We start from the raw sequence: 21,363 nt of genomic DNA on the forward strand, positions 1-21,363 counted from the left end.
CAAGGGCATATTAATTATTCTTCAGATAAAATGAATTGGAATTATTTTTCAAAAAAACTACCTTCGTATAGAAAAATGATGATATATGATCGCCGAAAAAGAAAGATTACAAGATACCAAATGGAAAAACTGGGGACCTTATGTAAGCAACCGGCAATGGGGAAATGTAAGGGAAGATTATAGCCCGGACGGAAATGCCTGGAACCATACCAATCATAATAATGCGGAAAGCTATGCCTACCGTTGGGGTGAAGAAGGTATTGCAGGAATTTCTGATGTAAAACAGCTGTTCTGCTTTGCGCTTTCGTTCTGGAATAAAAAAGATAAAATCGTTAAGGAACGTTTCTTTGGTCTGAGCAATCCTCAGGGAAACCACGGAGAAGACATCAAGGAAATTTTCTATTATCTGGATAATACCCCTACTCATAGTTATATGAAAATGGTTTACAAATATCCAATCAATGAATTCCCTTATGATGAACTCGTTACAGTCAACGGAAGACGCAGCAAACAGGAACCGGAATATGAGATCTTTGATACAGGAATTTTTGATAATGATGCCTATTTTGATATTTTCATTGAATATTGTAAAGCAGATCACAACGATATTCTGGTAAGAGTAACAATATGCAACCGAAGCCAACAGGATGCCCCGATAGTGGTAGCACCAACAGCTTGGTTCAGAAATAATTGGAAATGGGGTTATAATACCTATAAAGGAGACATGAATGCCTCCGATGACGGAAGTATTACTATTGGACACGACAGTATTTCCATCAAAAAGTTTTATTCAAGAAATGGAAATGCTCAAAGTGTATTCTGCGAAAATGAAACCAACACTCCAATGTTGTATGGAGCACCACAGACAGAAAACACTTATTTTAAAGATGGCATCAATGATTTTATCGTCCATCATAGTAACACCGTAAACCCTGAAAAAAGAGGAAGCAAAGCTTCTTTTTTAATTGATGAACTCATTGGAGCCGGGCAATCTCAGGTCTTTGAATTCAGACTATGTCCTGAGGAAAGCGATGAGCCTTTTGAAAATTTTGATAAAATCTTTGAGATCAGACAATCTGAAGCAGAAGAATTTTACCATGAAATTCAGAATGATACCACCAATGAAGACGAAAGGAATGTTCAAAGACAAGCTTTTGCAGGACTTCTTTGGAATAAACAGTTTTATCACTATAATGTTGGAAAATGGCTCAAAGGGGATCCTAACTTTGAGGCGCCCAGAAACTTTAATCAGTATGTAAGAAATACGGAATGGAACCATCTTCACAATAAAGATATTATTTCGATGCCCGATAAATGGGAATATCCATGGTATGCAACCTGGGATTTGGCATTTCACTGTGTTCCTTTATCCATCATTGATGCTGAATTTGCCAAAGGACAGCTATTACTCCTTACCAAAGAATGGTACATGCATCCTAACGGACAACTACCTGCCTATGAATGGAATATGAGCGATGTAAATCCACCCGTACACGCATGGTCATGCTTCAGGGTTTTTAAAATTGATGAAAAAAACAATGGAAAACCCGATTTATTATTCCTTGAAAAAGTCTTCCAAAAACTTCTTCTGAATTTCACTTGGTGGGTGAACCGAAAGGATAAAAACGGAAAAAATATTTTTGGTGGCGGTTTTCTTGGACTGGATAATATCGGAGCCTTTGACCGAAATATGGTTTTAGAGGATGGACAACATCTGGAACAAGCAGACGGAACAAGCTGGATGGCGATGTATGCGCTGAACATGATGCGAATTGCCATGGAACTTGCCCAATATTATCAGGTATATGAAGATATGGCCATCAAATTCTTTGAGCATTACCTTTATATCGCAGAAGCTATGGAAAATCTTGGTGAAGGAACCAAAGGGCTATGGAATGAGGAAGACGGATTTTTCTATGATGTTCTTCAGCTTGGAAATGGAAACAGTGTTTCTTTACGATTGAGAAGTATTGTTGGATTAATTCCATTATTTGCCGTAGAAATTGTAGATCACCGCCTTCTGGAAAAGATGCCGAATTTCAAAACCAGAATGGAATGGATCTTAAAAAACAAACCGGAACTCACCAAACTTGTTTCTCATTGGGATGAAGAAGGCCAGGGCAGAAAACATCTGATGAGCATCCTTCGTAAAAACAGACTGACTAAAGTATTATCAAGAATGCTTGATGAAAAGGAATTTCTAAGCGCTTACGGAATCCGGGCTATGTCTAAAGTATATGAGGAAAATCCATTTGTATTCTCTGTTCACGGCCATGAAAATGTAGTATATTATACGCCTGCAGAAAGTGATAGCAGAATGTTTGGCGGAAACAGTAACTGGCGTGGTCCGATCTGGTTCCCTATTAATTTTCTTATTGTAGAAAGCTTACAACGTTTCCACTATTATTATGGAAATAGCTTAAAAGTAGAATTCCCAACAGGAAGCGGTGAAAAGAAAAACCTGGATGAAGTGGCACAGAATATCAGTAAGAGACTATGTTCTATCTTCCTAAAGGATGAACATGGGCAACGAGCCTTCAATGGAGGAAATCCGAAATTCAATTACGATGAACACTTTAGAGACTACATCACCTTTTTTGAATATTTCCATGGAGACAATGGCCGAGGCGTAGGAGCTTCCCATCAAACAGGATGGACGGCTACTGTGGCGAAATTGATAAAACCAAGACTTACCTTTTAATGAGCAATGAATAATAGGTAATGAGTAATAAAAAAACCGGATGAAACATCCGGTTTTCTTTTTGAATATATATTTTTTTTGCATAAAGTCTATGTGGTAAGAATTTTTAAACCATATAGGTACATAGTTCTTAGAATGCTTATAAACTATTTTATTCGTGCATTTGTGCCAAATAAAAAATGAGGCTTAAAGGCCTCACTATAGTTTTAAATTTTTTCTCCGTTTACGAATACTTCGTATCCGATTTCTACGTTCGGTTCTAAAGTTTTCGATACAGAACAATATTTTTCGAAAGATAATTCTGCAGCTTTTAAAGCTTTCTTAGGATCAATTTCACCTTCTAAAAGGAATTTAACCATAATTGATTTGAAAGGTTTTGCATCGTCTACCTGAACTCTCTCCCCTTCTACTTCTGCCTGAAAACTTTTAATTTCCTGACGTTGCTTTTTTAAAATTGAAACTACATCTATTCCGCTGCATCCAGCCACTGCCATCAGGACACTTTCCATTGGAGAAACTCCTTTAGCTCCTGGCTGGGAAGTATTGTCTAAAAGGATGGAATTTCCCTGACTGTTTGTACATTCAAATAAAAAGTCGTCGTTGATTCTATTTAGTGTTATTTTCATTGTTGCTTGTTGCTTGTTGCTTGTTGCTTGTTGCTTGTTGCTTGTTGCTTGTTGCTTGTTGCAAAATTATAAAATTCCTCTGGCTTTTATCTCCAAATATTTATTGATAACGTCAATATTCAAATTCTCAGGAAGTGTATATACTGTATAAATTCCATATTTACGGAGCTCCTGAATAATCAGTTTCTTTTCAAATTCGAATTTTTCAGCAACAATTTCATCATAGATTTCCTGCATACTTTCCGGATTCTTATGAATCAATGTTTGTAATTCTGAGTTTTTGAAGAATACCACAACCAACAAGTGGTTCTTAGCAATTCCGCGAAGATATTTTAACTGACGGTTTAATCCATCTAGCGTTTCAAAATTGGTAAATAACAAAATAAGACTTCTCTGGTTGATCGAATATTTTACATCCTGATACAGTCGGTTGAAATCACTTTCGAAGAAATCTGTTTTAATATTATAAAGTGATTCTGATATTTTCTTAAGCTGTCCGGACTTATTCTCTGCTGCAATTTTATTTTCAGCTTTTTTGGAGAAAGTCATCATTCCTGCTCGATCTCCTTTTCTTAGAATAATATGAGATAAAGCCATCGTTGCATTGATGGAATAATCTAAAAGGCTCAATCCTTTAAAAGGCATCTTCATGGTTCTCCCTTTATCTATCAGCATGAAAATACGTTGTGATTTCTCATCCTGAAATTGGTTTACCATCAGACGATTGGCTTTAGAAGTTGCTTTCCAGTTGATCGTTCTGATATCATCTCCCGGAACATACTCTTTGATCTGTTCAAATTCCATAGTATGCCCCAACTTTCTTACTTTTTTTATTCCGCCTAACAGAAATTCACTCTGTAAAGCCATCAATTCATATTTTCTAAGATGGATAAAAGACGGATAAGAAGGTAACATCGCATCCTTCTGAAAATTGAATCTTTTCGAAACAAATCCTAAAGGAGATGAAGCATAAACATTAAGGCTTCCAAAATGATATTCTCCTCTTTCTTTGGGTTCTAAACTATACTTAAAGAATGTGTTGGCGTCAGCATTAATTGATTTTTCAATTAGAAAATCTCTTTTCTGAAACTGAAACGGGATCTCATCAATAATCTTAGTATTGATTTTAAAACTGTAGTTATTTTTAATATCAATTTTTACAAAGTTCTCATCACCATTGGAGAGTTTTTCCGGTAATATTCTTTGTGCCTGTACGGCATTTTTCTGATTAAAAATCAGCAAATAATCCACTATTACGGCAAGAAAGCATATCAGCAGTGCAATGTGGGCTACCCACATCAACACCGGAAAAAAAAATGTCAGAACATACAGTATCCCCACTCCAATGAGCGTAAAGAAGAAACGTGTATTGATATATAAGTTTTTCATTGTTTAGGTGGCTGGTAGCAGATTATAGGTTTTACAAGAGATCCTTACCTATTACCTATCTAGGGATTTCTATTCCTTCTAAGATTTGACGGATAATTTCATCAGCAGTAAGGCCTTCCATTTCTCTTTCAGGAGAAACGATCACTCTGTGTCTTAATACAGCATAACTTGCCTCTTTGATATCTTCCGGGGTTACAAAATCTCTTCCTCTTAATGCAGCAAAAGCTTTGGAAGCCGTAAGAAGAGCTAGCGAAGCTCTAGGTGAAGCCCCCAGATACAGGAATTGGTTTTCTCTGGTGTTGATGATAATCTTCGCAATATATTCCATCAATTGAGATTCCACGATGATTTCCTTAACCAAATGTTGATAATTTTTCAGTTGCTCTGCCGTAATAACATGGTTTACGCCTTCTGTTTTATCTTCTTTTTTGCTTTCGTGTTGATTTTTAATGATGGCGATTTCTTGCTCAAGATTCGGATATCCCACAGTAATTTTGAATAGAAAACGGTCTAGTTGGGCTTCAGGAAGTCTATATGTTCCTTCGTGCTCTATCGGGTTCTGCGTAGCTACTACAAGGAATGGTTCTTCCATCATATAACGGGTACCATCCATTGTAATTTGTCTTTCCTCCATTACTTCAAATAAAGCAGCCTGAGTTTTCGCCGGTGATCTGTTGATCTCATCAATTAATATAAAATTGGAGAAAATAGGTCCTTTTTTAAATTCAAATTCAGAATTTTTCACATTGAAAACTGAGGTTCCTAAGATATCAGAAGGCATAAGATCCGGTGTAAACTGAATTCTGCTGAAACCTACATCAATGGTCTTTGCTAATAATTTTGCGGTAATCGTTTTTGCTACTCCCGGAACACCTTCAATAAGAACATGTCCGTTTGAAAGTAATGCTGCCAGAAGATGTTCTATCATTTTCTCCTGTCCTACAATTACTTTTCCTATTTCCGCTTTTACCTTATCCAGGCTTGCACGAAGCTCAATCATATCAATTCTTGACTGAAACTGATCTTCGTTCTTATTAAGATTTATAGAAGATTGATTTTCTATGTTTGGGTTATCAAGATTTTCCATATTTTTTTTTCTTTGGGTTTGATAGGACTTCATTCTATCTTTTATTAAATCGTCCCTTGGGATGCTTATTTATTTTAATATCTCGTCAAGCAGTTTATTGATTCTTGTCAGATCTTCCTTCATAACGCTTGCATACGGATCCTGTGCTCTTTTGATAAGGTTAATAGCCTCATTAATCATTTCTATGGATTTTCCGGTTTTCATCTGTAGTTTCTTAGCAAATTCTTCATCCAGATTTTGTGTATCAATCAGAAGATCCAGCCTGACTTTATTTAGAAAATATTGGGCTTTTTTAGCCATCATGTCATGAAAATCACCTTCCTGAAGATAAAGATTTCCGATGCTTTTCACAAAATCCAGTGATGTATTTCTCAATGGTTCTGTAACGGGTACAATTCTCTGTTTTCTTTTAGCATTGAAGAAAATAAAGAGGATGAGTCCCCCAAGAAATACCCACCATGCATATTTCAATGCTGGATTTCCCAATACAAATCTCATGAAGAAACGGGATGTCTTAGTGTTATTATCAACAAACCAAAGGGTTTCCCTATCCTGAAGATAAGAGAAAACATCCTGTGCATATTTCACATTTCCAGGCTTCAACAAATAATAATTGGTAAGGAAAAGTGGCTCACTGTGAACATAGAAGTTTCCTTTTCCAAATTTCACCTTGATAAAGTTAGCCTGATCTGTATTTTTACTCTCCACCGTCTTTCCCAATACTTCCACTTCAGGCTTAATAAATGAGAACCCTCTTCCTGAAGGAAACTTATCTAATTGAATAAAATCATTCTTATATTTTTGATCTGTAAGCTTTAGTACATTCTCTTCTTCAAAAGAAATTTCTGAATCATAAAATCCTATACTGTCTGAAATCTGCTTAGGCATACTGCTTATCACCAGCATAGCATCTGAACCTTTTGATACCTGATCCATAATCTTTTTCCAGGATTCTGTATCAATATCAGTTTCAATAATGACAATGTTATGAACTTCTTTTTTATGTTGGTTATAATATTCGTAAGGAGCCCGATCTATTTTCTTCAGATGAGTTTTAAAAAGATCTTTTGCTTCGTTATCAAACACAAAAAGGCCAAATGGAGACTTCTCATTGATATCAAAATTTTTACGCCAGTCTGTAGTTTCTTTTTTATTCACTTCAAGCAATGCCAAAATAACCATCACAACGATGAAGATCACAGCATATATTCTGAAAGTCTTATTCATAGTTAATTAGGTTATGGTTTAAATGCCTGGTATTGATTTTTAAATCTCTGGTAACTCTGTTCGTCAATATTGAACTCACCATACCATACATAATCGAAAATATAAGACAGATCGAAAAATTCATTTTTAAGCTGGGTAGCTTTTAGTTCCGACACATAATCTTTATTGGTTTTTTCAGGATTCCAAGCAATCAGTTTTTTATCACTTAATTTTTTAAGAATAAATAAGAACTGATAACGAACGGCTGAACGATAATCTCCAGCATGTTCAAATTTTGCAATACTTTCCGGAAAATTGATTTCGTGGATATTTTCATGAAGTTCTTCTACATTCAGGTTCAGTTTTTTATTTTTTTTACCGAAAATAAAACTCCCGTCTTTTCCAAGAATATATTTAATAATAAAATATAGAAGAAAGCCTACCAGAATAATAGCAAAAAGCCGAACAAGTGCTACCGTCAGTTGGGAAGATTTTTCAAAAACGGTCTCTCCAAAAATGCTTCTAAAAATACGGTCTATTTTCTTCAATAGTTTTTGCCAGAAAGATTCTCTGGGTTTTGATACAGAATAATCAAATTCATTTCCTTTATATCTTGATGGAATATTTTTCTTAAATTCTTTAGGATATACAGTATTTTCAGAAATAGGATTTTTTGCCAGTACGGAATCTGCACGCAGCATATTATGATAATGTCCCGTTGTAAACAGTGAATCGCCCATATCATTTTCATCCTGAGCTTTAACAAGGCTTAGGGAGAAAACGAATAATATGAAAAAAAGAACCTTATTCATTAATTCCAATAGTGTCTATTTCTTCAAGCTCTACTTTCTGATGAAGATCCGTTCTGCTGTCATAATACATGAATCCGGCATTCACATACAACAGATTCGAAAGGAAGAATGAAAGCAGCATTGAAATTCCATAAAATACAAAAAATATGATTCCGAAAGCACCTGTAAAAGGGTCTTGCTCAAAACTTCCATCGGGTGTAGAGGTAAGTATTGAACCGTAGAAAAAAATCATGGGAATATAGGTAAATACAGAGCTGGCAATAGATATGATAATAAACATCACAAATCCTGCACCCCAATATTTCCAATAAGGAGATTTTTCGCTTCCGTTAGGATAAGAAAATTGTGACCGGATAGAATAACTCAGACTTTCCATAAAACCTCTGCCCGAATTAAAATAATCATACATCAGAAATGTAATCACATTAAATAATGTAGGATAAACAATCATTACAAGAAAAATCCCGATAAGCACAAATATCAGAAGATAGGAAAACCCTGCTATAAATAAAGATAAAGGAATTACAATAAATGTCATCCCAATACACAACTTACCAATTCTACCTATATTTTCTTTAAAGTCACCTAAGATCTCATCGGTCTTTATATTTTTTGCTCCGGCAGCGATTCTTTTCAGATAAAAAACAGGATAAAGATAATTGACAATAGCCAGAATCATAAAAAGCAGGAATGTAACTATCCCAACTCCGATCAGCATTCCGGCGTTGTCTGAAAAATACCTTTCAAAATAATAAGTATCTCCCCCCAGATTAGAGCCGAAAATTTGAGAAAAAAGCTCTCTATACCCAAAAATAAAAACAGTTACCATTAAAATCAACAGTAAGCCATTGATCAGAATGTAGTTCTTAAAATAATTCTTTCCGTATAATTTGAAAAAATTGAAACTGTCACTGATGAAAGTTCCAAAATCTCTTTTTTTATAAAATTGTATCATTGATGTGTTTATTAGTTTTTTTATTGACTATAACCGGATATACAAAATAGTAAAATCCTATAATCGCCAGGGATCCCAGAATAATAATCAGGTTTAGGATGATAGGCATTTTTAAAGCATGTCTTGTCACATACCCTTCGATAATTCCGGCACAAATAGTGAAAGGAACAGTGCTTAAAAATATTTTAAAAGAATCTTTAAATCCTTTTTTAAAAGAATTAAATCTTGAAAAGGTTCTCGGAAATAAAATAGATGCCCCTAAAATCAATCCACACATCGCTTCTACGACCATAGCAAAGATTTCAAAAACGCCATGAAGCCAAATTCCTCTGGCGCTCTCCTTCAAAGCACCATAATCATAAAAAAAGTATTGGAAAGATCCTAACATAACACTGTTGGAGAGCAATGCAAATAAAGTTCCCACTCCACCAGCAATTCCGTAGATATATAATTTAGCACCTACCTGGATGTTGTTGAAAATAATACCAATGGTTGTTCCCCAGGTTGTTCCACTCTGATATACTCCAACTGCATTATTCTTTTTAATATTTTCAATAGTCTCATTTACATAACTTTCACCAAGAATAATATTCACAAAATCTTTATCATACATAGCAGAAAGTACGCCTATAGAAGTAAAAAGAACAAAAAACAGAAAAGCATACAGTAAATATCTCCGGTACTGATACACCAGCAGCGGCACTTCTGTTTTAAAGAAATACACCAATCTGTTCTCCTCTACTCTTTTGGTTTTATAAATCTTTTGGAAAATTTGTGAAGATAGGTGATTCAGATAAATGGTTGTATTACTTTTAGGATAGTAAGTCTGGGCAAAAGAAAGATCATTGATCAGGTTAATATATAACGAAGACAGGTCATCAGGATTTTTTTTAATTTTCCCATCAATAACCTGTTCTATTCCCAACCATTTTTCTTTATTTTGTTTAATGAAATAAACTTCTCTCATAATTGTAAGGCTAAAATAATAAAAAATATGTCTCAGATTGCGATAAATACCTCACAAAATGTAAATATTAACTTCAATACGGCAAGTGTTGGAGAAAGAATGCTTGCATTTATCATTGATCTTCTGATAAGAGTTGCTTACGTTGTCATTGTTCTGTATTTGTTTTTCAACATCCTGGACTTGGGATATTTACTTAATGGTCTGGATAACTGGTCTGTAATGGCAGTCTATATTATACTCACCTTCCCTACTTACATTTATCCTCTTGTTTTGGAAAGTTTGATGGAAGGGCAGACGCCAGGGAAAAAACTCATGAAAATCAGAGTGGTAAAGATTGACGGATATCAGGCCAGTTTTGGAGATTATTTGATCCGTTGGGTATTCAGGCTGATAGATGTATCTTTTGCAGGAGTGGTAGGCCTAATCTCAATGATTGTTTCCAAAAACAATCAGCGTCTGGGAGATATCGCTTCCGGAACGGCTGTAATTTCTTTAAAAAACAATATTAATATTTCTCATACGATTCTCGAGAATATCAATGACGATTATATTCCTTCATTTCCTCAGGTTATTGCTTTAAGTGATAATGATATGAGAATCATCAAGGATAATTATACTAAAGCTGTGAAAGCGGACGACCGCCAGATCATCAGTAAACTTTCCAATAAGATCAAAAGCATTCTGAAACTGGAAATAGATCCTACAAAAATGACGGAAAAACAGTTTATTAATGTTATTATTAAAGATTATAACTATTATACAGGAAAGGATAAATAGATTGTCACCAGTCAATTTTGCTTCGCAAGTAGTGAATAGCAGGACTATCAAACCCAATACATTTTATCAGTCCTCATAATTTTCGTATCTTTAATAATAACAATAAACCTTCTATCATGAAATTTGAAAACAACAGATCTGGAAACGGCGGAGTTCTTACCCTGAATAATGAAATAAAAGAAGTAGGAAGATTAACCTATACAATTTTTCCTGAAGATCATAAATTAATTATTTCTTTTGTTCTGGTTCATCCTGAATTTGAAGGACGAGGAATGGGAAAATATCTGGTAGAAGAAGCCATCAAATTTGCAAGGGAAAATAATTGGAACGTTTATCCTCACTGCTCGTATGCAAGAGCCGTAATGATGAGAATGAATGATGTGGATGATATTTTCTTAAAGAACTAAGACATCCTTCACCAGGATTTCTTCAATATTATCAGGATAATCAACTTTAAGGTGATGATCTGAAGCCACCCATTCCATAATCTCCTGCAGATTTAAAACCTTAGAGTTGGGAATTCCCATTTTATCCAGAGCACAGGCATTGCATTCCTGCTCATATTGATTGTGAATTGGGATTACAAATAATTTTTTATCCATGAAAAGTGCTTCTGCAGGAGTTTCGAAACCTGCATTGCAAAGAATTCCTTCACACCCTTCAAAATATTTCAGATATTGGATTTCATCAATAGGAAATACTTCAACATTTTTTACTTTAACCTGTACTTTACTGTATTTTGAAAACACTTTCCACTCTACCGGAATTTTTCTCAGAACTTTAATGATATTTTCATCTGCAAAGCTCGGAAGATAAACAAGGTAATATCCTTTCTTATAAGGATTAAGATTTCTTATCTTTCTTCGGATTACCGGTTTTTTGATTTGGGGATGATAATTTTCAAAATGAAAACCGATTTTCCTTTCACTCGGAACATAATATTTTAAAATCATTTCTCCCAGAAAATCTTTCTTTTGAGGCTTAGGGGTTTCCGGAAAGCTCATAGAAGCCTGATGACTAAGTTCAATCATTGGCAGTTTCTTTAATTTAGAAGCCCAACCTGTCAAAGGTTCATAATCATTGATGATTAAGTCATATTGGGAAAGTTCCAATCCCCTTATTGTCTTTGCCGCATCAATAAAGCTATTATCAGTAAATGTTTTTCGATAGGATAAACCGCCTGTTTTATTATAAAGCAGGGAAATACCTCTATATTGAAAATTAATGTCAAAATCGGCCTTTAATTGCGATTGATGACCACTGATGAGCGTATCTACCGAAGCATACTTTTTGAGTATCGGAATAATCTCTTGTGCCCGCGCCACATGCCCATTGCCGGTACCCTGAAATGCATACAAAATTTTCATTAGGTAAAATTGGTTACAATTTTTAAAAGCTCAGAATTATCCATCTCCTGGATTTCCTCAATTTCATCATCTTTCAATAAATGCTTATGATCGTCATAATAAAAGATCTTCCATTCCTTATCATTATATTCTAATGCTGATAAGTTTTCAATCCAGTCTCCGGAATTCAGATAAGTACAGGATCCCTTTTTATTAACAACCTCTCTAATCTGCGGCTGATGAATATGACCACAAATTACATAGTCATATTGATTATCAATGGCCAGCTCAGAAGCCGTGAGTTCAAAATCTCCAATGTACTTTACCGCTTTCTTTACATTATTTTTTATTTTCTTTGAAAATGAATATTTTTCTTTACCCATTTTCTCTAAAAACCAATTTACGACATTATTAATGATAATTAAAAGATCATATCCCTTGCCACCGAGTTTGGCGATCCATTTTGAATGTTGAACTGATGCATCGAAAACATCACCATGAAAGATCCAGGTTTTCTTCTGGTCAATAGTCAGGCAGATTTTATTACAGACTTTAAGTTTCCCCAATTCAAAATCGGTAAACTTGCGGAACATTTCATCGTGATTTCCTGTAATATAATAAACATCTGTATTTTTAGTAGCAAATGAAAGAATTTTTCGGATCACTTTCAAATGAGGTTTAGGGAAGTAAGACTTTTTGAATTGCCAGATATCAATGATATCACCATTCAAAACCAAAGTTTTAGGCTGGATAGAATTGAGGTATCTCAGCAATTCTTTAGCCTTACATCCATAAGTTCCCAAATGAACATCCGATATAACAACTAACTCAACGTTTCTTTTCATCCGTATATTTTTCAGCTTTTAAATTGGCCGGACGGAACGCCTACTATTTCCACATCGAAAACACATGAAGGCGTTTCATAGTTTTTTACAAAGAAACTAATTGAAAGTTAACTATATATGAATGCTATATTATTTTTTATAAAGAGTTCATTAGCTCCTCTGTAATTTCCATATTGTGGTAAACGTTTTGCACATCATCATCGTCCTCAAAACGCTCAAGCATTTTCATATTCGCTTTGAACTGTTCTTCATTTACCTCTTTTGTATTATTTGGAATTCTTTGTAATTCTGCACTCTTCGCTTCAATTCCCAGTTCATCTAATTTATGAGATAAAGACCCGAAATCTTCAAAAGCAGTAGTAATCATTACTTCTTCTTCATCTTTTTCTACATCTTCAGCTCCCCCATCAATCATTTCCATTTCGAAATCATCCCAGTCCATTTTAACTTGAGCTAAATCAATTGTAAAAATTCCTTTTCTGTCAAAGATAAATGCCAGTTCACCATTTTTACCAAGATTCCCGTCAAACTTATTGAAAACAGCTCTTACATTGGCTACCGTTCTGGTTGTATTGTTTGTAGTACATTCTACAAAAAAGGCAACTCCTCCTTGCCCGTATCCTTCATAAGTAACTTCTTCATAGTTTTCAGCATCTGCACCGCTCGCTTTTTTGATTGCTCTTTCTACGTTATCCTTAGGCATGTTTGCCCCTTTAGCGTTTTGGATACATCTTCTCAAAGCAGGGTTAGCTTCAGGATCTGTTCCTCCAGCTTTTACTGCTAATGCAATATCCTTACCTATTTTAGAGAAAGTTTTGGCCATTTTATCCCATCTGGCCATTTTAGAAGCTTTTCTATATTCAAATGCTCTTCCCATTTTAAATTTTTAAATTTTCAACAAAATTACTCAAAAGTCTACAAAAAAAAAATACCTCCAAAAAATTGGAGGTATTCATTATTTAGAAAAATTAATTATTTTTTCTTTTTAGCAACAGCTTTTTTCTTAGCTGGAGCTTTTTTAGTAGCTTTTTTAGCTGTAGCTTTCTTAGCAGGAGCGTCAGCATAATCTTTCTTAGCGATTGCATTCCACTCAGCTTCGTTCTCAATAGCTTTAACAACTACTTTTCTGTCTACTTGTCTTTCAGCGTCAGTAGCTTTAGCAGGAACGGTAGCTTTAGTAGCACCTACACCTACAGACTTAAGAGCGTTAGCATCTACACCTCTTGAATCTAAAGCAGCAACTACAGAAGCAGCTCTTTCTCTAGATAATTTCAAGTTGTAAGCAGCAGCACCTTTAGCATCAGTTCTACCTTCTAATAGATAGTTACCTCCATCTTTCTTAATGATTTCAGCAGCTCTATCTAATGCTGGCTTAGATTCAGCTTTAATTGTAGCCTTGTTGAAGTCAAAGAATACACTCTTGAATGTTGTTTCAACTTCTTCAGCAGTTTTAGTCTTAGGTTTAGGACATCCGTTGTATTCTGGAAGACCTGGAACTGTAGGACAAGCATCATCTTTATCAAGGATACCGTCACCGTCTGTATCTGGCCAAGGACAACCTTTGTTTTCAGCAGGACCTGCAACAGTAGGACAAGCATCATCTTTGTCGATAACACCATCACCGTCTGTATCTGGCCAAGGACAACCGTTGTTTTCAACTGGACCAGCTACATCTGGACATTGATCGTCTTTATCTGGAACTCCATCACCGTCAGTATCAGGACAACCTTGGAATTCTGGTAAACCTGGAGTATCTGGACAAAGATCATCTTTATCTAGGATACCATCCTTATCTCTATCTCTGTTTCCGAATCTGAATAAGATAGAAGCAGAAGCCTGCCAGAAGTTAGCAACTGTAGATTTATCACCTGGAGTTGATACATAATCTCCTTGGATACCAAGACCGAAGTTTTTAGTTACCCAGAAGTTAGCACCAGCACCTGTAGATACAGTAAAGTAATTAGCTTTACCATTCTCGTTACCATCTTTTCCATTAGGTACGTTGTAATCTAATACATTTCCATTAGCATCAAGCCCATTTTTAGGGAAAGTTTGACCAGTATAGTCATGTCTTAGGTAGTTAGCACCAACTCTTAAATATGGATCAAACCAAGATTCTTCGTTCCATAAAAGACCTGCAGCTTTAGCCTGGAAACCAATACCTGTCATTAAGAAAAATTCTTTCCCCATGTTGAATCTTTTGTTTTCAACATTTCCAACAGAAGTTTGCCAGTCAATAACTAAACCTTTACCAACGTTTCTAGCAACTGTTAACTTAGATAATGGAGGTGTAATAGAATAGCTGTTCATATTGAACAGATTCTTTGTCAAATTTTTCGCAGAGAACGTATTACTGAAACCTGCACGTGCAGCTACATGGTTTTCTGCGTGAGCACCAACTCCGATTAACCACGGATTGTTGGTAGTCTGTGCGAAAACAGTAGAAGCAACAGTAAGCGCCAATGCTGAAATTCCTAATTTTAGATTTTTCATAGAATTAAATGATTAAATAATTGATAATGCAAAATAAATATAATTTTTCTTTATATACAAAGTTTTTCAAATGATTTTTAACTTTTCTTTAATATTCTGTCCAGGTTCCGCTTATTTTCTCTATCTTTAATGGCCTCTCTTTTATCGAAAAGCTTTTTCCCTCTACCCAGCGCTATCAGCACTTTTGCTTTACCTCGATCAGTGATATATAATTTTAAAGCTATAATCGTGTTTCCTGCATCTTTTAACTTTTTTTCAAGTTTTTGCAATTCTTTTTTGTGCAAGAGCAATTTCCGTTCCCTTTTTGTTTTGTGGTTGTAAAAAGTACCCAATTTGTACTCATCAATCATCATATTAATGATGTATAATTCCCCATCAATAAACTGACAGAACGATTCTGTGATAGATGCTTTAGAAGAACGTAAAGATTTTATTTCCGTACCCGTCAAAACCATCCCGGCTTCATATTCTTCAAGAATTTCATATTCAAAGCGGGCTCTTTTATTTAATATATTAACTGTTTTCTCAATCTTCATTATTTTAAAATTTCGTTAATGAAATATATAAAAAATACCATACATTTAAAAACTTGACTATTATATTATTACAATATACCCAAATTCTTTTTGTATTTTTGCGCCAAATTTACAAAACTATATGTTAACAGTATCTAACTTATCTTTACAATTCGGGAAAAGAGTTCTTTTTGACGAGGTAAATATTATGTTTACCAAAGGAAACTGCTACGGGATCATCGGAGCAAACGGGGCGGGAAAGTCTACATTCCTTAAAATATTAACAGGAAAGCAAGATCCTACAACAGGTCACGTATCTCTGGAACCAGGGAAAAGGATGTCAGTTTTAGAGCAGGATCACTTTGCTTATGATCAATATACTGTTCTTGAAGCTGTACTAAGAGGTAATAAAAAATTATTTGAGATAAAGGAGGAAATGGATGCGTTATACGCAAAAGAAGATTTCTCCGACGAAGATGGAATTAAAGCGGGTGAATTAGGTGTAATCTATGATGAAATGGGTGGATGGACTGCAGAATCTGATGCACAAACCATGCTTTCCAACGTAGGTGTTAAAGATGAAATGCACTGGCAAATGATGAGTGAACTTGAGAACAAAGATAAAGTAAAGGTTCTTTTGGCTCAGGCACTTTTCGGTAATCCTGATGTATTGATTCTGGATGAACCTACCAATGACCTTGACATTGATACTATCTCTTGGTTAGAAGATTTCCTTGCTGATTATGAAAACACGGTAATCGTAGTATCTCACGACCGTCACTTCTTAGATACAGTGTGTACTCACATTGGAGATTTAGATTATGCGAAGCTTAACCTTTACACAGGTAACTATTCTTTCTGGTACCAGGCATCTCAATTAGCAACAAGACAAAGAGCTCAGGCTAACAAGAAAGCTGAAGAGAAGAAAAAAGAACTTCAGGACTTCATTGCCAGATTCAGTTCTAACGTTGCTAAGGCTAAACAGGCTACTGCAAGAAAGAAAATGATCGACAAATTAAATATTGACGATATTAAGCCTTCTTCCAGAAGATACCCAGCGATCATTTTCGAAATGGAAAGAGAAGCGGGAGATCAGATTCTTGATGTAAAAGGTCTTGAAAAAACAAAAGACGGAGAGTTATTATTCTCTAATATTGATTTAAACCTTAAAAAGGGAGATAAAGTAGCCGTACTTTCTAAAAACTCTTTAGCGATCACAGAATTTTTCGAAATTCTGGCTGGAAACGTTGAAGCAGATAAAGGAACTGTTGCTTGGGGAGTAACTACGAACCAATCTCACATGCCTTTAGATAATACTAATTTCTTCCAAGAAGATTTAAGCTTGGTTGATTGGTTGAGACAATTCACGAAAAACGATGAAGAGCGTCACGAAGAATTCGTAAGAGGATTCCTAGGAAGAATGCTATTCTCTGGTGATGAAGCATTGAAATCTTGTAAAGTACTTTCGGGAGGAGAAAAAATGAGATGTATGTTCAGTAGAATGATGCTTCAGAAAGCTAACGTTCTTTTATTAGATGAGCCTACCAACCACTTAGACCTTGAAAGTATCACGACATTGAACAACTCATTGTCTAACTTCAAAGGAAATCTTTTATTGGCATCTCATGACCACGAAATGTTGTCAACGGTCTGTAACAGAATTATTGAATTAACTCCTAACGGAATTATCGATAGAGAAATGACTTATGACGAATATCTTGCTGATAAAAAAGTAAAAGAATTAAAAGAAAAAATGTATTCTTAATCTGATACATCAAATGAATATAAAAATACCTCAAGGCTATGCTTTGAGGTATTTTTGTTTAAACAATAAATTAAATAATTATTTTGTAAGTTTCGTCGTTGGAAGCGTAACAGTTCCCGGATCTTTCCATAATCCGTCTTTTTCTGCTCTCTTTTTGATTGCTTGAGCTCTTTTTTCACTATCCGGGTGAGAGTTAAACATTTTTTCAAAACCGGATTGTGTACTTCCTTCAGATAACAAAGCTAGTTTCTTGAAAGCGGAATAAGCTCCCACTACATCATATTTATTAGCCTTCATAAAGTCATAAGAATAGGTATCTGCTTCAGACTCCTGCTTTTTGCTGTGGGAAGCATCTAAAAATGCATTGGCCATTTTTCCGATCTGGCTATCATTAAGAGTTGCTACTGCACCAGATGCTGATGAAGCTGCATCTAATGCTGCTGCTTTTAAATAAGCTGATTTCATGGCATCTTTCGTATCCTGATTTTTAACGTGACCAATTTCGTGACCAATTACAGCCAATAATTCGTTATCCGTCATAATATCCATCAGAGAAGAAAACACACGTACACTTCCGTCTGCGCAAGCAAAAGCATTGATATCTTTCACTTTATACACTTTATAGTTCAAATTCAGACCGTCTTGTGTTTTGTGTTTTCCAAACAACTTGTTTAGTCTTACTGTGTAAGGATCTTTGGGTCCTGCTACAGCATTGTTTTTATCCATCCAATCTACAGATTCTTTGGATAATTTAATAGCATCTTCGTTGGTAAACGTTAAAGCTTTGGCACCATTTGAAACAATTCCGGCAGCTTTTCCAAGATTGATTTTCTGTGCACTGATCGAATTCATTGCCCCTAAAAATACAAGGCATACGATAATTTTTTTCATAGTCATTTAAATTTGGAGCACGAAGGTAATTAATTTTTAACAATTATTAAGTCAAAACTTCGTTCCCTATCCCACCAAAATGCTATTTTTTTTCCTTATTTTTGTGAACATGAGTCAAAAATGGATTTACAAGCCCGAACCCGATGAGGAAATTGTGGACGGACTAAGTTCGTCACTTGGTTTTGGTACTTTTGAATCTAAACTTCTCGTTCTTAGAGGAATTGACAATTATCAGAAGGCGAGAGAATTTTTCAAACCAAACCTTAACGATATACACAGTCCGTTTTTAATGGCAGACATGCAAAAAGCTGTAGAGCGTATTGCTACTGCAATTGAAAATGGCGAAAAAATATTGGTATATGGCGATTATGATGTAGATGGAACTACAGCTGTTGCTTTAATGTACCTTTACCTCAGCAAAATTGTTGAGAAAAAATACCTGGATTACTATATTCCGGACAGGAATTCTGAAGGATATGGAATTTCTACAGAGGGAATTGATTTTGCCAAAGAGAATGGTTTTTCACTAATCATTGCACTGGACTGCGGAATTAAGGCTCTTGATATGATTAATTATGCCTCCAGCCTGGAAATAGATTTTATCATCTGCGATCACCACCTTCCTGGTGAAGAAATTCCTAATGCTGCAGCTGTATTAGATCCTAAAAGAAGCGACTGCCGATATCCGTTCAAGGAACTTTCCGGGTGCGGTGTAGGTTTTAAGCTTTGCCAGGGATTGAATACCATCTATAAACTTCCGGACGCAGAATTATTTGAGCTTACAGATCTTCTGGCTATATCCATCGCTGCAGATATTGTTTCGATGACGGGAGAAAACAGAGTTCTTGCTAAAATGGGATTAAAAACTCTTAGAAAAACAAGAAATCTCGGGTTAAGATTATTAATTCCAGAAGATAAGTTGTCTCATTTTGAAATTTCAAATATTGTTTTTGAAATTGCCCCTAAAATAAATGCTGCAGGGAGAATTTCCCATGGAAAAGCTGCAGTAGAACTTATGGTTTCTGAGAACCTGAAACATGCCAACCAGATTGTGAGTGACATCATGAACCTCAACGATGAAAGACGTGAACTGGACATGAACTCTACTCTTTCGGCTTTGAACCAGATTATAGAATCTCAACAGGAAACGAAACACACTACCATTGTTTATCATCCTGAGTGGAACAAAGGGGTAATTGGAATTGTAGCATCAAGACTGATTGAAACTTATTATAAACCTACATTGGTTTTTACGGACGGAAATAATGGTGAAATGGTAGCTTCTGCAAGATCGGTTTCGGATTTTGACGTTCATGAAGCTCTTGATCTATGCTCGGAATATTTCCTTAAATTCGGAGGACATCATGCTGCTGCAGGACTTTCAATGGAGAAGGATAAGTTTGATGCATTTAAAGTAAAATTTGAACAGATTGTTTCTGAAAAAATTCAAGATCATCAGAAAGAACCTTCTATCTCAATTGATACTGAAATTACCGTTGACGAAATTAACAGAGAGTTCATCAATTTCCATAGAAAACTGGCTCCGTTCGGGCCTCACAATATGAAGCCTATCTTTACACTTACGAATCAAAAGCTTTCAGGCTATGTTAAAACGATGGGTAAAGACAACAATCATCTGAAGTTTTATATCAAGCAAGAATCTACGGGACGAAATATTGAATGTGTAGGGTTCAAACTCGGACAGTTTGTAGAGGATTTTAAAAATAAAAATTTTGATCTGGCTTTTACGCTGGAAGAAAATCATTGGAAAGGCAATGTAACTCATTATCTTAATATCAAAGATGTAAAGTTTAAGGACTAGATCATTCATTTACTATATTATCCCTTTCTGCTATCTAACAAATATGAAAAAAATCGGTTTATTCTTCGGATCTTTTAATCCGATCCATATTGGACATCTTATTTTAGCCAATTATATTTTGGAAAATTCCGATATGGATGAAATGTGGTTTGTGGTGAGTCCACAAAATCCTTTTAAAGACAAAAAATCTTTATTGAAGGACCACAACCGATTGGATATGGTACAGTTGGCAGTAAAGAATTATCCTAATATGCGTGCTTCCAACGTGGAGTTTTCTCTTCCAAAGCCAAGTTATACCATTGATACGCTTACTTATCTGCATGAAAAGCACCCAGACTATTCTTTCAGCCTGATTATGGGCGAGGACAATCTGGATAGCCTGCACAAATGGAAAAATTCTGAAGCTTTGATTAAAAATCATCATATCATTGTTTATCCAAGGGTGTTTGAAGGAGAAAAGAAGGATTCAGAATATCTTCAGCATGAAAATATCTCTCTGATAAAGGCTCCTGTGATAGAACTTTCTGCTACAGAAATCCGTAATATGATCAAAGAAGGTAAGAATGTGAGGCCTATGTTACCACCTGAAGTTTTTGAATATTTGGATGGAAGTAACTTTTATAAGTAATTTTGCAAAACCATTAATAAGAGATTAAAGTGGGAAACTGTAGAGTCCCCTACCTTTAATACTCAACTTATTCTACAAAAATGAACTTCATCGAAAATTTCTTCTCAAAATATTCTCAGGAAAAACTCATCAAATGGTTTAAACAGATTTGTCTTGCGGAAGCTATTTCATGTGTTTTATTATATTGTGTGGCTATGATCTGGATCCGGTATGATGAAAATCTGTATTCTATTATTTTCATCAGCGTCATTGGTAGTCTACATGGGTTATTTTTTACACTTTACCTTTTACTCTGCATTCCCGCAAGAAAAATTTACAACTGGGATGACGAAGATTTTGTGTTCGCTTTATTAGCAGCCTTTTTCCCCTTTGCTACGGTATGGGTCGATAAAAAATTGGCTCAATTCGACAGAGAATAAAATTATTTTTCATAAAATTTCATGTTTTGCTGTAACAGAATTATTGTTACAGTTGTCTTATTATACAGAAAGGTCAAGCAGTGCATTTTTAAATACTAATTTTTAGTAACTGAAAATCA

20 protein-coding genes are annotated in these 21,363 nt (G+C 35.1%); 7 read left to right on the top strand and 13 right to left on the bottom strand.

The window, feature by feature from the left end:
• Nucleotides 1-85: 85 nt before the first annotated feature.
• On the top strand, nucleotides 86-2,701 hold the full coding sequence (locus tag NBX25_RS10855) for an MGH1-like glycoside hydrolase domain-containing protein (protein WP_250253644.1): 2,616 nt from the start codon (nucleotides 86-88) through the stop codon (nucleotides 2,699-2,701).
• A 206-nt stretch (nucleotides 2,702-2,907) separates the two neighbouring features.
• On the opposite strand, the gene NBX25_RS10860 is transcribed toward NBX25_RS10855, so the two are convergent.
• The 7 genes from NBX25_RS10860 to NBX25_RS10890 all read right to left on the bottom strand — a co-directional run bounded on the left by NBX25_RS10860 (nucleotide 2,908) and on the right by NBX25_RS10890 (nucleotide 9,743).
• Nucleotides 2,908-3,327: an OsmC family protein gene (locus NBX25_RS10860; protein ID WP_123858864.1), complete on the bottom strand. Its 420-nt coding sequence runs from the start codon at nucleotides 3,325-3,327 to the stop codon at nucleotides 2,908-2,910.
• Between the two features lie 66 nt (nucleotides 3,328-3,393).
• Nucleotides 3,394-4,716, bottom strand: a complete 1,323-nt coding sequence (locus NBX25_RS10865) for a DUF58 domain-containing protein (RefSeq protein WP_250253645.1) — start codon at nucleotides 4,714-4,716, stop codon at nucleotides 3,394-3,396.
• A 55-nt stretch (nucleotides 4,717-4,771) separates the two neighbouring features.
• On the bottom strand, nucleotides 4,772-5,803 hold the full coding sequence (locus NBX25_RS10870; protein WP_123909122.1) for an AAA family ATPase: 1,032 nt from the start codon (nucleotides 5,801-5,803) through the stop codon (nucleotides 4,772-4,774).
• A 69-nt stretch (nucleotides 5,804-5,872) separates the two neighbouring features.
• Nucleotides 5,873-7,030: a DUF4350 family protein gene (locus tag NBX25_RS10875; protein WP_123909123.1), complete on the bottom strand. Its 1,158-nt coding sequence runs from the start codon at nucleotides 7,028-7,030 to the stop codon at nucleotides 5,873-5,875.
• An 11-nt stretch (nucleotides 7,031-7,041) separates the two neighbouring features.
• Complete coding sequence (locus NBX25_RS10880) at nucleotides 7,042-7,749, bottom strand: DUF4129 domain-containing protein (RefSeq protein ID WP_250253646.1); 708 nt, start codon at nucleotides 7,747-7,749, stop codon at nucleotides 7,042-7,044.
• Between the two features lie 64 nt (nucleotides 7,750-7,813).
• Nucleotides 7,814-8,776, bottom strand: a complete 963-nt coding sequence (locus NBX25_RS10885; RefSeq protein ID WP_123909125.1) for a DUF4013 domain-containing protein — start codon at nucleotides 8,774-8,776, stop codon at nucleotides 7,814-7,816.
• On the bottom strand, nucleotides 8,760-9,743 hold the full coding sequence (locus NBX25_RS10890; protein WP_123909126.1) for a stage II sporulation protein M: 984 nt from the start codon (nucleotides 9,741-9,743) through the stop codon (nucleotides 8,760-8,762). The genes NBX25_RS10885 and NBX25_RS10890 overlap by 17 nt, the downstream gene beginning before the upstream one ends.
• Before the next feature lie 27 nt (nucleotides 9,744-9,770).
• Here NBX25_RS10890 and NBX25_RS10895 point away from each other — a divergent pair, with 27 nt between their 5' ends.
• Together NBX25_RS10895 and NBX25_RS10900 are read left to right on the top strand one after the other, a co-directional pair.
• Entirely contained in the window at nucleotides 9,771-10,520 is a 750-nt protein-coding gene (locus tag NBX25_RS10895; protein WP_123909127.1) for an RDD family protein, read from the top strand.
• 116 nt (nucleotides 10,521-10,636) lie between these two features.
• Nucleotides 10,637-10,927, top strand: coding sequence for a GNAT family N-acetyltransferase (locus NBX25_RS10900; protein ID WP_123909128.1), 291 nt, complete (start codon nucleotides 10,637-10,639; stop codon nucleotides 10,925-10,927).
• Here the strand turns inward: NBX25_RS10900 and NBX25_RS10905 are convergent.
• The 5 genes from NBX25_RS10905 to smpB all read right to left on the bottom strand — a co-directional run bounded on the left by NBX25_RS10905 (nucleotide 10,916) and on the right by smpB (nucleotide 15,740).
• Nucleotides 10,916-11,887 carry a glycosyltransferase family protein gene (locus NBX25_RS10905; protein ID WP_123909129.1) on the bottom strand — a complete coding sequence of 324 codons (972 nt, stop codon included), beginning with the start codon at nucleotides 11,885-11,887 and terminating at the stop codon, nucleotides 10,916-10,918. The genes NBX25_RS10900 and NBX25_RS10905 overlap by 12 nt on opposite strands.
• Complete coding sequence (locus NBX25_RS10910) at nucleotides 11,887-12,711, bottom strand: UDP-2,3-diacylglucosamine diphosphatase (protein ID WP_250253647.1); 825 nt, start codon at nucleotides 12,709-12,711, stop codon at nucleotides 11,887-11,889. The genes NBX25_RS10905 and NBX25_RS10910 overlap by 1 nt, the downstream gene beginning before the upstream one ends.
• A 136-nt stretch (nucleotides 12,712-12,847) precedes the next feature.
• Complete coding sequence (locus NBX25_RS10915) at nucleotides 12,848-13,588, bottom strand: YebC/PmpR family DNA-binding transcriptional regulator (RefSeq protein WP_123909131.1); 741 nt, start codon at nucleotides 13,586-13,588, stop codon at nucleotides 12,848-12,850.
• Nucleotides 13,589-13,683: 95 nt separating this feature from the next.
• A complete protein-coding gene (locus tag NBX25_RS10920; RefSeq protein WP_250253648.1) occupies nucleotides 13,684-15,204 on the bottom strand; it encodes an OmpA family protein in 1,521 nt (506 codons plus the stop codon).
• A gap of 77 nt (nucleotides 15,205-15,281) precedes the next feature.
• Nucleotides 15,282-15,740: an SsrA-binding protein SmpB gene (smpB, locus tag NBX25_RS10925; RefSeq protein WP_068940217.1), complete on the bottom strand. Its 459-nt coding sequence runs from the start codon at nucleotides 15,738-15,740 to the stop codon at nucleotides 15,282-15,284.
• Nucleotides 15,741-15,861: 121 nt separating this feature from the next.
• On the opposite strand from smpB, the gene NBX25_RS10930 reads away from it, so the two are divergent.
• On the top strand, nucleotides 15,862-17,484 hold the full coding sequence (locus NBX25_RS10930; RefSeq protein WP_123909133.1) for an ABC-F family ATP-binding cassette domain-containing protein: 1,623 nt from the start codon (nucleotides 15,862-15,864) through the stop codon (nucleotides 17,482-17,484).
• Nucleotides 17,485-17,562: 78 nt separating this feature from the next.
• Here NBX25_RS10930 and NBX25_RS10935 read toward each other — a convergent pair whose 3' ends face one another.
• Nucleotides 17,563-18,375 (bottom strand): M48 family metallopeptidase, encoded by an 813-nt coding sequence (locus NBX25_RS10935; RefSeq protein ID WP_250253649.1) that lies wholly within the window; start codon nucleotides 18,373-18,375, stop codon nucleotides 17,563-17,565.
• Between the two features lie 109 nt (nucleotides 18,376-18,484).
• Between NBX25_RS10935 and recJ the strand changes: the two genes are divergently transcribed.
• From recJ to NBX25_RS10950, 3 genes are all read left to right on the top strand, one after another.
• Nucleotides 18,485-20,197, top strand: coding sequence for a single-stranded-DNA-specific exonuclease RecJ (gene recJ / locus NBX25_RS10940; protein WP_123909135.1), 1,713 nt, complete (start codon nucleotides 18,485-18,487; stop codon nucleotides 20,195-20,197).
• 43 nt (nucleotides 20,198-20,240) lie between these two features.
• Complete coding sequence (gene nadD / locus NBX25_RS10945; protein ID WP_123909136.1) at nucleotides 20,241-20,825, top strand: nicotinate (nicotinamide) nucleotide adenylyltransferase; 585 nt, start codon at nucleotides 20,241-20,243, stop codon at nucleotides 20,823-20,825.
• Nucleotides 20,826-20,905: 80 nt separating this feature from the next.
• Nucleotides 20,906-21,244: a DUF3817 domain-containing protein gene (locus NBX25_RS10950; RefSeq protein WP_123858847.1), complete on the top strand. Its 339-nt coding sequence runs from the start codon at nucleotides 20,906-20,908 to the stop codon at nucleotides 21,242-21,244.
• Nucleotides 21,245-21,363 lie beyond the last annotated feature (119 nt).

It is taken from the genome of Chryseobacterium sp. Marseille-Q3244, assembly GCF_940807095.1.
GTDB lineage: Bacteria > Bacteroidota > Bacteroidia > Flavobacteriales > Weeksellaceae > Chryseobacterium.